At 64.0% G+C, this 12,508-nt stretch carries 15 protein-coding genes; 9 read left to right on the top strand and 6 right to left on the bottom strand.

Annotation, left to right across the window (positions count from 1 at the left end; translation table 11 throughout):
- Positions 1 to 49: 49 nt before the first annotated feature.
- Positions 50 to 1,321: a tRNA uridine-5-carboxymethylaminomethyl(34) synthesis GTPase MnmE gene (mnmE, locus tag V6B15_RS13190; protein WP_334201570.1), complete on the bottom strand. Its 1,272-nt coding sequence runs from the start codon at positions 1,319 to 1,321 to the stop codon at positions 50 to 52.
- A 15-nt stretch (positions 1,322 to 1,336) separates the two neighbouring features.
- On the bottom strand, positions 1,337 to 1,600 hold the full coding sequence (locus tag V6B15_RS13185; protein WP_320181246.1) for a DUF6489 family protein: 264 nt from the start codon (positions 1,598 to 1,600) through the stop codon (positions 1,337 to 1,339).
- Positions 1,601 to 1,696: 96 nt separating this feature from the next.
- Between V6B15_RS13185 and V6B15_RS13180 the strand changes: the two genes are divergently transcribed.
- From V6B15_RS13180 to V6B15_RS13170, 3 genes are read left to right on the top strand one after another with little or no spacing between them, the layout of a single operon-like run.
- Complete coding sequence (locus V6B15_RS13180; protein WP_334201569.1) at positions 1,697 to 2,395, top strand: dienelactone hydrolase family protein; 699 nt, start codon at positions 1,697 to 1,699, stop codon at positions 2,393 to 2,395.
- Positions 2,395 to 4,011, top strand: coding sequence for an FMN-binding glutamate synthase family protein (locus tag V6B15_RS13175; protein WP_334201568.1), 1,617 nt, complete (start codon positions 2,395 to 2,397; stop codon positions 4,009 to 4,011). The genes V6B15_RS13180 and V6B15_RS13175 overlap by 1 nt, the downstream gene beginning before the upstream one ends.
- Complete coding sequence (locus V6B15_RS13170) at positions 4,008 to 4,409, top strand: nuclear transport factor 2 family protein (RefSeq protein ID WP_334201567.1); 402 nt, start codon at positions 4,008 to 4,010, stop codon at positions 4,407 to 4,409. Before V6B15_RS13175 ends, V6B15_RS13170 begins: the two co-directional genes overlap by 4 nt.
- On the opposite strand, the gene V6B15_RS13165 is transcribed toward V6B15_RS13170, so the two are convergent.
- From V6B15_RS13165 to hemE, 4 genes are all read right to left on the bottom strand, one after another.
- A complete protein-coding gene (locus V6B15_RS13165; RefSeq protein ID WP_334201566.1) occupies positions 4,404 to 4,925 on the bottom strand; it encodes an AAA family ATPase in 522 nt (173 codons plus the stop codon). The two genes, V6B15_RS13170 and V6B15_RS13165, sit on opposite strands and share 6 nt — an antisense overlap.
- Before the next feature lie 13 nt (positions 4,926 to 4,938).
- Entirely contained in the window at positions 4,939 to 6,204 is a 1,266-nt protein-coding gene (gene rho, locus V6B15_RS13160) for a transcription termination factor Rho (protein ID WP_253520987.1), read from the bottom strand.
- 181 nt (positions 6,205 to 6,385) lie between these two features.
- Positions 6,386 to 6,829, bottom strand: coding sequence for a CopD family protein (locus V6B15_RS13155; protein ID WP_253520990.1), 444 nt, complete (start codon positions 6,827 to 6,829; stop codon positions 6,386 to 6,388).
- A 33-nt stretch (positions 6,830 to 6,862) separates the two neighbouring features.
- Complete coding sequence (gene hemE, locus V6B15_RS13150; RefSeq protein WP_334201565.1) at positions 6,863 to 7,888, bottom strand: uroporphyrinogen decarboxylase; 1,026 nt, start codon at positions 7,886 to 7,888, stop codon at positions 6,863 to 6,865.
- Positions 7,889 to 8,265: 377 nt separating this feature from the next.
- On the opposite strand from hemE, the gene V6B15_RS13145 reads away from it, so the two are divergent.
- The 6 genes from V6B15_RS13145 to hpf all read left to right on the top strand — a co-directional run bounded on the left by V6B15_RS13145 (position 8,266) and on the right by hpf (position 12,500).
- The gene (locus tag V6B15_RS13145) at positions 8,266 to 9,051 is read left to right on the top strand and encodes a pyruvate, water dikinase regulatory protein (RefSeq protein ID WP_253523060.1); all 786 of its coding nucleotides are present in this window, start codon (positions 8,266 to 8,268) and stop codon (positions 9,049 to 9,051) included.
- Positions 9,048 to 9,653: a Maf family protein gene (locus V6B15_RS13140; RefSeq protein ID WP_334201564.1), complete on the top strand. Its 606-nt coding sequence runs from the start codon at positions 9,048 to 9,050 to the stop codon at positions 9,651 to 9,653. The genes V6B15_RS13145 and V6B15_RS13140 overlap by 4 nt, the downstream gene beginning before the upstream one ends.
- A complete protein-coding gene (gene aroE / locus V6B15_RS13135) occupies positions 9,650 to 10,504 on the top strand; it encodes a shikimate dehydrogenase (RefSeq protein ID WP_334201563.1) in 855 nt (284 codons plus the stop codon). The genes V6B15_RS13140 and aroE overlap by 4 nt, the downstream gene beginning before the upstream one ends.
- Complete coding sequence (gene coaE / locus V6B15_RS13130; protein WP_334201562.1) at positions 10,501 to 11,115, top strand: dephospho-CoA kinase; 615 nt, start codon at positions 10,501 to 10,503, stop codon at positions 11,113 to 11,115. Before aroE ends, coaE begins: the two co-directional genes overlap by 4 nt.
- A gap of 41 nt (positions 11,116 to 11,156) precedes the next feature.
- Positions 11,157 to 11,852, top strand: coding sequence for a DNA polymerase III subunit epsilon (gene dnaQ, locus V6B15_RS13125; protein ID WP_334201561.1), 696 nt, complete (start codon positions 11,157 to 11,159; stop codon positions 11,850 to 11,852).
- A 78-nt stretch (positions 11,853 to 11,930) separates the two neighbouring features.
- A complete protein-coding gene (gene hpf, locus V6B15_RS13120; protein ID WP_253521007.1) occupies positions 11,931 to 12,500 on the top strand; it encodes a ribosome hibernation-promoting factor, HPF/YfiA family in 570 nt (189 codons plus the stop codon).
- The last annotated feature ends 8 nt before the right edge of the window (positions 12,501 to 12,508 follow it).

Here is a 12,508-nt window from a genome sequence, read left to right as displayed (position 1 = left end):
CTTAGCCTTCGCCCAGACTCGCGTCAAAGTGCATGCTTCACGTGAAACACTACTTGCCGATGCAAAAGCGGCCAAACAGCGCATCGAGCATCTCCTCGGTCGAATCGCGACCCACCAGCCGATCGAGCGCGCGTCTCGCGCTGCGCAGGTTCTCCGCTGCCACGAGCAGATCGCCCGAAACTTCCACTGCTTCCAGATGTTCGGCTGCGGCGAGGGCCCATTGCTTCTGCCGGCGGTTGAACCCGACCTGGTCGACAGGCGGAAGCGCCTCCTTGCCTAAGGCCACCAGACGTTCGAGCAACTCGCCAATTCCGGCACCGGTTACAGCCGATACTTTCAGACCCTCCGCGCCGTGGCAGCTCTCAAGATCGCTTTTCGAAGTGATCTGGATCGACCCGGTGGGCGCCTGGCCGGGTTCCCCCAGCCACAGGACGATCTGCCCCTCGTCCACCGCGCGGCGTGCGCGGGCGATGCCGATCTCCTCGATCATGCCCGCCCCTTCCTCGCGTATACCCGCCGTATCGACGAGGACGAACGGCACCCCGCCGATCGCAATCGGCCGTTCCAGCACATCGCGCGTCGTCCCCGCCTCAGCGGTCACGATAGCCGCCTCGTCGGCCAGCAACGCATTGAAAAGTGATGATTTACCTGCATTCGGTGGTCCGGCGAGGACGACGCGAATGCCGTCGCGCAGGCGTTCAGCCGCGGGCTGCCCGGCAATCCGCCGCATCTCTACCGCAAGATCGCCAATTTCTCCTTCAAAGGATGCCGGCAAACCCGCCACATCATCCTCGTCGGCGAAATCGATCACCGCTTCCACCGAGGCCGCGAGACCAAGTATCTGCTCGCGCCAGCTCTCGATCTGGCGGGATAGTGCGCCGCCCGCCGAAAGCAGCGCCCCCTTGCGCTGCAAGTCGGTTTCAGCTGCAAGTAGATCCGCAAGCCCCTCGGCCTCGGCGAGGTCGATCCGGCCATTGCTGAAAGCCCGGCGGGTAAACTCACCCGGCTCCGCTTCGCGCAGGCCTTCCATGCGCCCGAGAGCAGCCGCGATCGCGGCTACGACCGCGCGGCCGCCATGGCAGTGAATTTCGGCCAGATCCTCGCCCGTGGCAGTAGCAGGCCCGGGAAACCACAGCACTAGGGCGACATCGAGCGGCTCACCCGCACAATCGCGCAAGGTCCGCACGCGCGGCGAGCGCGCCGGGGGGAGATCGCCCGCCAGCGCGGCAAGCGCATCGCCCGCCCCCGGTCCGCTTATCCGGATGACACCGATCGCCGCCGGCGGTGCCCCGCTCGACAGGGCGAAAATCGTATCTTCCATCGCGCGCGGGCGCTCCTAGTCGTCGGCGGGCGTCTTGTCCGGCGAAGACGAGCGCGAGGCATTGGTGCCTTCCATGAAACTCTGGAACAGCTTGAAGCCCGCCTGCCCCATCGGCGCAAGCTGCTTGGCGTATTCCTGCAGTTGTTCGTTGTTGTTCACACCCTTCATCGCCTTGGACATCATGTCGACATAGACCGCATTCGCCTTGCCGACATCGGGAAGGCCCATGAAGGTCCGCGCCTCATCGGGCGTGCAATCGATTTCGATATGGACCTTCATCGCGCTTCCTCCGTTATGGCTTGCAAGGCCCTATCTGGGTCCGCATCACGCGTCATGCAAGCATAAGACACCAATCGAAGCGAGGGAGCCCCGTCCATGAGCGAAACCGTCACCATCTCCACCCTGTCCGGCAACGAGACGTTCGCCGCCTACGTCGCGCGTCCGGCGAAGACGCCCAAGGCCGCCATTCTCGTGATCCAGGAGATCTTCGGCGTGAATGCGGGCATTCGCCGCAAATGCGACAAGCTGGCCGAGGAAGGCTATCTCGCGGTCGCGCCCGACCTGTTCTGGCGGCTCGAGCCCGGGGTCGAGCTCGACCCCGACGTCGAGCCCGAATTCCAGCGCGCGCTCGATCTTATGGGCAAGTTCAACCAGGACCAGGGCATCCGCGATATCGAGGCCACGATCCACCATATCCGCCGCGAGGAGGGTGTGCCCAAGGTCGGCTGCGTCGGATACTGCCTCGGCGGCCGCCTCGCCTTTATGACCGCCGCGCGCACCGATGTGGACGCCAGCGTCGGCTATTACGGCGTGGGGATCGACGGCCTGCTCGACGAGAAGCATGCCATCGCGCATCCGCTGATGCTGCATATCCCGACCGAAGACGGGTTCGTCGACAAGGAAACGCAAAAGGCCATGCATGCCGGGCTGGACGACCATCCAAAGGTCACGCTCCACGATTACGAGGGGCTCGATCACGGCTTTGCCACCGAATTCGGCAAGCGGCGGTCGGACGAGGCCGCGCAACTGGCCGATAGCCGCAGTGCGGAGTTCTTCGCCAAGCACCTCGGCTGATGCAGAACAAGGCGCATATCCGCAGTTCCTCCGAACTGTTCATGCGGTTCGGGCCCACGCTGGTGGTGGCGCTGCTGACCGCGCTGTTTATTACGGTCGACTGGCTGCGCTGGGGGCTGGTTTTCACCGTGCCGCTGCTGCTGCTGGCGGTCTATGATTTCTTCCAGCGGCGGCATACGCTGTGGCGCAATTATCCGCTGCTCGCGCATGTCCGTTGGATCATGGAGGATTTGCGCCCCTATGCGCGTGCCTATCTGGTCGAGGGCGATCTGGAAGGACGCCCCTTCAACCACCAGCAGCGCGCGCTGGTCTATGCTAGGGCCAAGGGCCAGCTCGATTCGCATCCTTTCGGGACCGAGTTGGACGTCTATTCGGACGAGTATGAATGGCTCGCCCATTCCATGGCACCCAATGCCCAGGCACCCTCCGAATGGCGCGTGGATGTCGGCAGCAGGCAATGCACCCGGCCCTATTCCGCGTCCGTGCTCAACATCTCGGCGATGAGCTTCGGCTCCTTGTCGGCCAATGCGATCATGGCACTCAACAAGGGAGCGGCTGCGGGGAATTTCTACCACGATACCGGCGAAGGCGGCATCTCGCGCTATCACCGCTCGCATGGCGGCGACCTCGTCTGGGAAATCGGCAGCGGTTATTTCGGCTGCCGGACCGAGGACGGCGCGTTCGATCCCGACCGCTTTGCCGAAAGCGCCCGCGGCGAACAGGTCAAGATGGTCGAGATCAAGCTCAGCCAGGGCGCCAAGCCCGGCCATGGCGGGGTCCTGCCCGGCAGCAAGGTGACCGAAGAGATCGCCGCAGCGCGCGGGGTCCCGGTGGGGAGCGATTGCATCTCGCCCCCCGCGCATTCCACCTTCTCGACCCCGATCCAGATGCTCGAATGGGCCGCACAGCTGCGTGAACTGTCGGGCGGCAAGCCGGTGGGGATCAAATTATGCGTCGGCAAGCCGCATGAGGTCTTCGCACTGATGAAGGCCATGCACGAGACGGGCATCACGCTCGATTACATCGTCGTCGACGGTGCCGAAGGGGGCACTGGGGCCGCTCCGGTCGAATTCTCCAACCGCGTCGGAATGCCGCTGCGCGAGGGGCTTATCCTCATGCGCAATGCGCTGGTCGGCAGCGGACTGAAGCCTGAGGTCAAATTAGTTGCTGCGGGCATGGTGCATTCGGGGGCGGGAATGGCAATGAATTTCGGACTGGGCGCCGACTGGTGCAATGCCGGACGCGCCTTCATGTTCGCGCTGGGCTGCGTTCAGTCGATGAAATGCCATAACGACATGTGTCCGACCGGCGTGGCGACGCAGGACGCGACGCGGCAACGGGGTCTGGTACCGATGGAAAAGGCCGAACGTGTCGCGCGCTTCCAGCGCCACACGCTGCATTCCTTCCGTGAAATGATCGTTGCGATGGGGCTCGACAATCCGTGGCAGATTACGCCGGCGCATATCTCCGAGCGCCAGAACAGCGCCCAGTCGGACAGCCTCGACCACATCCATCGCTTCCTCGAGCCCGGCCAGTTGCTCGACTCCCCCGAAAGCACGCCCTATGCCAAGGCTTGGGCCGCCGCACGGGCGGATACATTTGCGGAGGCAGTATGACAGCGGAACAGGGTTTGAAGCGCTGGCACGAGGTGGTCGAAAACGGCAATTCGCCCGAAGCGTTGGCGGCGATCATCCACGAGGACGCGGTGTTTCATTCGCCCGTCGTCCACACGCCGCAGCGCGGCCGCCCGATCGTGGTGGCCTATCTGTCCGCCGCAGGACAGACGCTCGGCAACGACAGCTTCGAATATGTCCGCGAACTGGTCGACGGCGAGAATGCGATGATCGAGTTCAAGACCGAGATGGACGGTATCGAGGTCAATGGCATCGACCTCATCCGCTTCGATGAAGACGGCATGATCGTCGACTTCAAGGTCATGGTGCGGCCGCTAAAGGCCGTGAACAAGGTCTGGGAGCAGATGGGCGCCATGCTCGAGCGCATGAAGGCGTCATAGGCGCGCGAGAATGAACGATGCGCGCTCCTCGGCGGAGACCAGGGGCAGGTCGATCAACGCATAGCCATGGTCGCGCCAGGCCCCGCACACGGCCCGGTCGCTGGCAATGGCTTCCTGCCAATCCTGGATCCGCTCATCATCGGGCGTGTAGATCGCGCGCCACGGCGGCGCGCGAAAGATCGGCCCGTCGAAACGATATTCCTCGCAGGCCCGCGCAATCGCGTCAGAAACGGGGAGTCCCTCGACCCGCAGGAAACCGGCAATATCGGGGAAGCCGCGGTCGAACACGACCGGTCCGTCGGCCTGCGTCTTGTCCCACGCCGCCAGTTGCGCCGAGAGCATTGCATTGGCGAAGGCGAGCGGATTCTCTTCGCGCAGCGCCATGCCGCCTGCAGATCTGAGGATCGTACGCGCGACTTCCTCGACCGTGGCCACGCCGCGGCGCGAAAGCTCGGCCAGCAGCGTGGACTTGCCCGCCCCGGGAGCCCCCGTGATGGCGGCTCTCTGGACGGGCATCGCGCGCGAACCCTTACTGGTTCATCGTCGCGAAGAAGTCTTCGTTGGTCTTGGAATCCTTCATCTTGTCGAGCAGGAATTCCATCGCGTCGATCGTCCCCATCTGCATGAGGATACGGCGCAGGACCCACATCTTCGAGAGCTTGTCCTTCTCGACCAGCAGCTCTTCCTTGCGGGTGCCGCTCTTGCCCACATCGAGCGCAGGGAAGATGCGCTTGTCGGCGACCTTGCGGTCGAGCACGATTTCGCTGTTGCCGGTGCCCTTGAACTCTTCGAAAATCACTTCGTCCATGCGGCTGCCGGTATCGATCAGCGCGGTGGCGATGATCGACAGCGAGCCGCCCTCCTCGATGTTACGCGCCGCGCCGAAGAAACGCTTGGGACGCTGCAGCGCATTGGCATCGACACCGCCGGTCAGCACCTTGCCCGAGCTGGGCACCACGGTGTTGTAGGCGCGGCCGAGGCGGGTGATCGAATCGAGCAGGATCACGACATCCCGCTTGTGCTCGACCAGGCGCTTGGCCTTCTCGATCACCATTTCGGCGACCTGCACATGGCGGTTGGCGGGCTCGTCGAAGGTCGAGGAGATAACCTCGCCCTTCACGCTGCGCTGCATGTCGGTGACTTCCTCGGGGCGCTCGTCGACGAGCAGCACCAGCAGGAAGACCTCGGGATGGTTGTCGGTGATCGCCTTGGCGATATTCTGCAGCAGCACGGTCTTACCCGTACGCGGCGGGGCGACGATCAGCGCGCGCTGACCCTTGCCCTGCGGGCTGATGATGTCGATCACCCGCGCCGACTTGTCCTTGACCGTCGGGTCGAGCGTGTCGAGCGACAGCTTCTCGTCCGGATACAGCGGCGTGAGATTGTCGAAATTGGTCCGGTGGCGAACTGCGTCGGGATCGTCGAAATTGACCTTGTAGAGCGTCGTCAGCGCAAAATAGCGCTCGCCTTCGCGCGGAGCGCGGATCTCGCCCTCGACCGTGTCGCCGGTACGCAGGCCCCATTTGCGGACCTGGTTGGGCGAAACATAGATATCGTCGGGGCCGGCAAGATAGTTCGCCTCGGGGCTGCGCAGGAAGCCGAAACCGTCCTGCAGCACCTCGATGGTGCCGATCCCCATGATCTTTTCTTCGTATTCTTCGTCTTCGGCGAGTTCGCGCAAAATGCAGAACATCAGGTCCTGCCGCCGCATGGTCGAGGCACCCTCGACCCCCAGCTCTTCGGCCATCGCGACCAGGTCTGCCGGGGTTTTCTCTTTCAAGTCCTTGAGATGCATAAATTTTACTCGGTAATCGGTTGGATGGCCGGCAGGTCGGTGGGTCCTTCGACACGCGCAGGACTGGGCTTGGGGAAAGCAGACCCGGTCCCGTCTGTGCGCGGGACCTGTAGCCGGTAGGTGGGATGCAATTACGGCGGCGCTGCGGGGCCGTCAATCGGCAATGCGACGGGCCGATCGCTCAGAAGGGTTTGACGATCACCAGTACGACGATGATCGCCAGCGCGATCCCGGGAAATTCGCCCCAGATGCGCAGCTGCTTCTCGGTCATCGGGCGTTCCCCCGCGACCATCTTTTTCGACCGCGCAACCATGATCCCGTGAAACGCGGTCAGCAGGAGGACGAACAGCAGCTTGGCATGGAACCAGCCCTGATCCCATGCGCCGATGGTCATTGCCAACAACAGCCCGAGCACCCACACGACGATCAGGCTGGGGGTCAGGATGACCTTGCGTAGCAGGCCCATCCGTTTGCCCCACAGACCCGCTTCCGCGGACCCTTCGGTCGCCGGGTGCAGGTAGATCATCTGGCGCGGCAGCATGAACAGCCCCGCCATCCAGAACACCATGAAAATGATGTGCCCGGCCTTGAGCCACAGATAGGTCATCGCCAATACGTCCTGCATCGCCGGGTTATGTAGGCTGCGCGCACGCCTGCGTCACCCCTTGAAACCGCGCACCGTGGCGAGCAAGCGCTCGACATGCGCGATTGGCGTCCGGCGGTCGATCCCGTGACCGAGATTGAAGACATGCGGGCGGTCGGCAAAACATTCGAGGATGTAACGCGCACGCTGTTCCAGCCGATCGCTTCCCGCAAGCAGCAGCAGTGGGTCGAAATTCCCCTGGACCGGCATGTCGCGGGGCAATTCGCGGGCCGCCCATGCGGGATCGACCGTCTCGTCCACGCCGACAGCCTCCACGCCCGTCTCGCGGGCATAGGCGGGCAGTTTCTCGCCTGCACCCTTGGGAAATCCGATGATCGGGGTTGTGGGGTGACGTTCGCGAAGGGCCGCGACGATCCGCGCATTGGGCGCAATCACCAAACGCTCGAATTCATCGGGGGCCAGGCTTCCTGCCCAGCTGTCGAACAATTGGACCGCTTCGGCGCCCGCCTCGATCTGGCCGGAGAGATAGCTGATCGTCTCGCTGGTGATGGCTTCGAGAATGGCGTCGAGCTTGGCCGGATCGCGATAAGCCATCGCGCGCGCCTCGTGCTGGTCGCGGCTGCCTTCGCCCGCCACCATGTAGGTCGCCACCGTCCATGGGCTGCCGGCAAAGCCAAGCATGGTCACCTCATCGGACAACCGCTCGCGGCATAGCCGCACGGTCTCGTAGATCGGCTCGTAGCGACTTTTGTCAGGCGTCAGCCCCGCCAGCGCGGCATCGACCAGCGGGGGTGATAGCTTCGGCCCCTCGCCCGCGAGAAACTCGAGATGCTGCCCCAGCGCATGCGGGACGATCAGGATATCGGAAAACAGGATCGCCCCGTCGAAGCCGAAGCGGTCGATCGGCTGCAAGGTGATCTCGCAGGCCGCTTCGCTGTCATAGGCCAATGCGAGGAATCCGCCCTTTTCGGCGCGTAAAGCCCCGTATTCGGGCAAATAGCGACCCGCCTGGCGCATGAGCCAGAGAGGCACGCGATCGGTACGTTTGCCGTTCAACGTATCGAGCAGGAGACCGGGCATCGCTGAGTCCAATCTAATAAATAATAGTATTTCTAAAGAGGTTGTAGGTGTCTGTTGGCCCTGTGGATTTCAGGGATAAGTGGCCCCTGCCCGATTTCTCCCGCGCTGCAAAGGGTCGAGGCCGGTTGCCGACTCGCCGCCGGCTGTGAGTCGAGTCAAACTTATCCCTGCTATGCCCACCCCTGCGCAAAACTCGGATTTGGTGTGCGGGAATCGGCCCGTGAAGGACTCGTTCCGGGGAGCCTTTTTGCTCCCGAACTTGTCGCCAGCTTTCTCCCGTGGTTTATGCCCCCGTTCTCCACAGGCCGCAGGACCTCGCCATCGCCAACCGCGTCCATCTCCATCTGCTGTCCGATTCCACCGGCGAAACGCTCGAAATGCTCGCCAAGGCGGCGCTTGCGCAATTCGAGGATGCCGATGTCATACGGCATTTCTGGCCGATGGTCCGCAGCCGCCAGCATCTCGAGCGGATCCTGCCCGAACTCAAGGACAATCCGGGCCTCGTCCTGTTCACGCTGGTCAATCCGGATACGCGCAACCGGCTGGAGGAAGCCTGCACCCAGCTGGGCCTGCCCGCGGTCCCCATTCTCGACCGCGTGACCGAAGCGCTCGAAAAAGCGCTGGGCCAGGAAGCGCATGGCCGGCCGGGGCGCCAGCACGCGATGGACCAGGCCTATTTCAACCGGGTCGAGGCGATCCAGTTCACCATCGCGCATGACGACGGGATCGGCTGGGAAGAATGGGAAGAGGCCGATATCCTGCTGGCGGGCGTGTCGCGCAGTTCGAAAACCCCGACGAGCATCTATCTTGCCAATCGCGGTTACAAGGTCGCCAATATCCCGCTGGTGGTCGAAAGCCCGCCGCCGCCCAAGCTGTTCGAACTCAAGCACCCGATGATCGTCGGCCTGACCACCGCGCCCGAACGGCTGGTGCAGATCCGCCGCAACCGCCTGCTTACGCTCAACGAAGAACGCGAGACCGATTATGTCGATGGCGAGCGGGTCAAGGGCGAGGTCAAGTTTGCCCGGCGGATGTTCGCCGACAATGGCTGGGCGGTGATCGACGTGACGCGCCGCTCGATCGAGGAAACCGCCGCCGCGGTAATCCGCTTGTATAACGAGCGTTCGGCAAGTGGCAGCTCGCAGGGATCCAAACCGATATGAGTGACCTTGGTGGTAGCGGGATCGTGCTCGCCTCGAACAGCGCGTCGCGCAAGGCGATGCTGGAGGCGGCCGGGATTGCTTTCGAAGCCGAAGGTGCCGCGGTCGACGAACGCGCGCTCGAAGCCGAGATGGAGGGCGCCGAGCCTGCCGAGATCGCGCAGGCGCTGGCCGCGGCTAAGGCGGCAGCCCTGTCTGCCGCGCGACCCGATGCGCTGGTGCTGGGTTCGGATTCGCTGGTCGAAGTCGACGGCAGGCGCTTCGACAAACCGGCCAGCCGCGACAATGCGGCCGAACATTTGCGGTTCTTCTCGGGCAAGACAATGACCCTGCAGAGCGCAGCGGCGCTTGCGCGCGGGGGGCAGATCGTCTGGGTCGGCTCCGATTTTGCGCGGCTGCGCGTACGCGACCTCAGCGAGGACTTCATCGCCGCCTATCTCGACGCCGAATGGCCCGCGGTGTCCTATTGCGTCGGCGTGTTCCGTATCGAGGGGCCCGGGGTGCAATTGTTCGAGAGCATTGCGGGCGACCAGTTTACCGTGCTTGGTATGCCCCTGCTGCAAGTCCTCGATGCGCTGCGCGGCGAAGGGGCGCTCGCTTCGTGACCGACTATGTCGAAGTGATCGGCGATCCGATCGCCCAGTCTAAATCGCCCGTCGTCCACGGGCTGTGGATCGAGAAGCTCGGGCTCGATGCGGAATACCGTGCCACGCGTGTCGAAGCTGCGGGGCTGGAGCACTATCTCGCCGCGCGCCGCGAGGACCCCGCCTGGCGCGGATGCAATGTCACCATGCCGCACAAGCAGGCCATCATGCCGCTGCTCGACCGGCTCGAACCGCTGGCGAAGCGCGTCGGTGCGGTCAATACGGTCGTCAAGGCCCCCGATGGCAGGCTGGTCGGACGCAATACCGATGTTGCCGGGTTTCTCGAGCCGCTGGCGCAGCGGCTTGGCGAGCAGCACTATTTCCGCATGGCGCGCGTCCTGGGCACTGGCGGTGCCGCGCGCGCGATCGTGTCCGGGCTGGCGCGCGAAGGGTTCCGCATCGTGCTTGCCGGTCGCAATACCGACAAGGCGCGCGCGCTGCTGGAGGAACTCGATCCCGACGGCGAACACCATGTCGCGCCGCTCGACCATTTCGCGCAGGCAACCGATTTTGCCTTCGACGATCGCGAGGGCTGCTGCGACCTGATCGTCAACGCCTCGCCGCTTGGCATGCGCGGGCAACCTGCCCTCGCGTTCGACTGGAGCCATGCGCCGCCGGGTTCGATCGCCTATGATATCGTTACCGATCCGGTCGCTACGCCATTTCTGGAGAATGCCCGCGCCGCCGGGTTCCGGACCATCGACGGGTTCGCCATGCTGATCGGCCAGGCAGCGGCGGCGTTCGAACATTTCTTCGGTGTGGCCCCGCCCCGTGAATACGATTCCACGCTGCACGAAAAGCTGGCAGCATGACCCGCCCGCTGATCGTCGGCCTCACCGGGTCCATCGGCATGGGCAAGTCGACCGTCGCTGCGATGTTCGAGGCGGCGGGCGTGCCGGTATTCGATGCCGATGCCGAGGTGCGCGCGATGCAGGGCCCCGGGGGTGCGCTGGTTCCGGCAATCGAAGCCGCCTTTCCGGGGAGTACCGGTGCGGGCGGCGTTTCGCGCGAGAAACTCGGTGCGCTGGTGTTCGGCAATCCGCAGGAATTGGCGCGGCTCGAAGCGATCGTCCATCCCGCGGTGGCGGCGCAGCGCGAGGCATTCCTGATCGAACATGCCGGCGCGCCGCTGGTGGTGTTCGATATCCCGCTGTTGTTCGAGAAAGGCGGCGCCGAAGCGGTCGACCGCGTGGTGGTCGTCTCCGCCCCCGCCGAAGCCCAACGCCGGCGCGTGCTGGCCCGCCCCGGAATGACCGAGGAAAAGTTCGCGCATATCCTCGAACTGCAGACCCCCGATTCGGAAAAACGCGCGCGCGCCGACCATATCATCGACACCGGGACTTCGGTCGAAGAGACCGAAGACGAGGTCCTCGCGCTGATCGCGGAACTGCGCGGCGCCGGACCCGCGCGCCAATCGCTGTAACCCCCTTGTAATCTGGCCCCGCGGGGCCGATAGGAGTGGTGATGCGCGAGATCGTGTTCGATACCGAAACCACCGGCCTAGACCCCAAGACCGGGGACCGGATGGTCGAGATCGGCTGCATCGAGATGGTCAATCTCGTTCCGACCGGCGCGAGCTACCACGCTTACTTCAATCCGGAACGTGACATGCCCTCGGGCGCCGAGGCCGTACATGGCCTGTCGGCGGCATTCCTGTCGGACAAACCGCTGTTTCGGCACCTCGCCGCAGAACTGCTCGAATTTATCGGCGATTCGCCACTGGTGGCGCATAATGCCGGGTTCGATTTCGGGTTTCTCAATACCGAATTGTCGCTGTGCGAACTGGCCCCCATATGCACCAGCCGGATGGTCGATACCGTCGCCTTGGCGCGCAAGCGGCATCCGGGGGCCAAGCTCTCGCTCGACGCGCTGTGCTCGCGCTACGGGATCGATCGCAGCCACCGCGTCAAGCACGGTGCGCTGCTCGATGCCGAACTGCTGGCGCAGGTCTATGTCGAGCTCAAGGGTGGGCGGCAGATCGGCCTCGAACTGGCGGCCGAGGTCGCCTCCGCTGGGCTCGTCCAAACCGCCGATTTACCCGCCGTGCGCCAGGCCCCGTCGGGGCCGCGCCGTCAACCGCGCCCACACCATGCCAGCGCTGCGGAACTGGCGCGGCATCGCGAATTCATGACCGGGATCGAGAATCCCCTGTGGGGCTAATGTCCGGTATGGCGGAAACCGGCGGACGGGCCGGGGAGTTGGAACCGCACGGGGGACGGTAAAGGAGAAAATAACAAGATGGATATTCGTGTTTCCGGCCACCAGATCGACACCGGCACAGCGCTGCAGGAGCATGTCGGCGATCGATTGAACTCCATCGTCGACAAGTATTTCAACCGCGCCATCTCCTCGCATGTCACCTTCGGCAAGGGGTCGGGCGGCGCGTTCACCTCCGATATCGTCACACATGTCATGCAGGGCCTGATCCTCAAGGGTCATGCCGAAGCGCATGACGTCCACCAGGCCTTCGATGCCGCGGCGAGCAAGATCGAAAAGCAGCTGCGCCGTTACAAGCGCCGGATCAACGACCGCCACGAACAGGCCGCCCATGCAGTGCGCGAGGCCGAGGCCGCCTATACGATCCTCGGCGCGCCCGAACCCGACAATGACGAGGAACTGACCGCTGACAGCCCGCCGGTGATCGCCGAGACCAAGGCGATGATCCCCGAATGCAGCGTGGCCGATGCAGTGATGCTGCTCGACCTCCAGAACACCAATGGGCTGTTGTTCAAAAATGCGGGCAGCGGCGCGCATAATATGGTCTATCGCCGTCACGACGGTTCGATCGGCTGGGTCGAACCGCGCTAGGAACGACG

The organism is Qipengyuania sp. Mu-71, assembly GCF_036867055.1.
In the GTDB taxonomy this organism is placed as follows: domain Bacteria; phylum Pseudomonadota; class Alphaproteobacteria; order Sphingomonadales; family Sphingomonadaceae; genus Qipengyuania; species Qipengyuania profunda.
The sequence above is the reverse complement of the archived record's forward strand: the minus strand, read 5'-3'. Positions and strand labels throughout refer to the sequence as shown.

Bases quoted from the DNA above. Each gene is read 5' to 3' on its own strand.
- mnmE (WP_334201570.1), bottom strand. From the start codon at position 1,321: ATGGAAGATACGATTTTCGCCCTGTCGAGCGGGGCACCGCCGGCGGCG.
- V6B15_RS13185 (WP_320181246.1), bottom strand. From the start codon at position 1,600: ATGAAGGTCCATATCGAAATCGATTGCACGCCCGATGAGGCGCGGACC.
- V6B15_RS13180 (WP_334201569.1), top strand. From the start codon at position 1,697: ATGAGCGAAACCGTCACCATCTCCACCCTGTCCGGCAACGAGACGTTC.
- V6B15_RS13175 (WP_334201568.1), top strand. From the start codon at position 2,395: ATGCAGAACAAGGCGCATATCCGCAGTTCCTCCGAACTGTTCATGCGG.
- V6B15_RS13170 (WP_334201567.1), top strand. From the start codon at position 4,008: ATGACAGCGGAACAGGGTTTGAAGCGCTGGCACGAGGTGGTCGAAAAC.
- V6B15_RS13165 (WP_334201566.1), bottom strand. From the start codon at position 4,925: ATGCCCGTCCAGAGAGCCGCCATCACGGGGGCTCCCGGGGCGGGCAAG.
- rho (WP_253520987.1), bottom strand. From the start codon at position 6,204: ATGCATCTCAAGGACTTGAAAGAGAAAACCCCGGCAGACCTGGTCGCG.
- V6B15_RS13155 (WP_253520990.1), bottom strand. From the start codon at position 6,829: ATGCAGGACGTATTGGCGATGACCTATCTGTGGCTCAAGGCCGGGCAC.
- hemE (WP_334201565.1), bottom strand. From the start codon at position 7,888: ATGCCCGGTCTCCTGCTCGATACGTTGAACGGCAAACGTACCGATCGC.
- V6B15_RS13145 (WP_253523060.1), top strand. From the start codon at position 8,266: ATGCTCGCCAAGGCGGCGCTTGCGCAATTCGAGGATGCCGATGTCATA.
- V6B15_RS13140 (WP_334201564.1), top strand. From the start codon at position 9,048: ATGAGTGACCTTGGTGGTAGCGGGATCGTGCTCGCCTCGAACAGCGCG.
- coaE (WP_334201562.1), top strand. From the start codon at position 10,501: ATGACCCGCCCGCTGATCGTCGGCCTCACCGGGTCCATCGGCATGGGC.
- dnaQ (WP_334201561.1), top strand. From the start codon at position 11,157: ATGCGCGAGATCGTGTTCGATACCGAAACCACCGGCCTAGACCCCAAG.
- hpf (WP_253521007.1), top strand. From the start codon at position 11,931: ATGGATATTCGTGTTTCCGGCCACCAGATCGACACCGGCACAGCGCTG.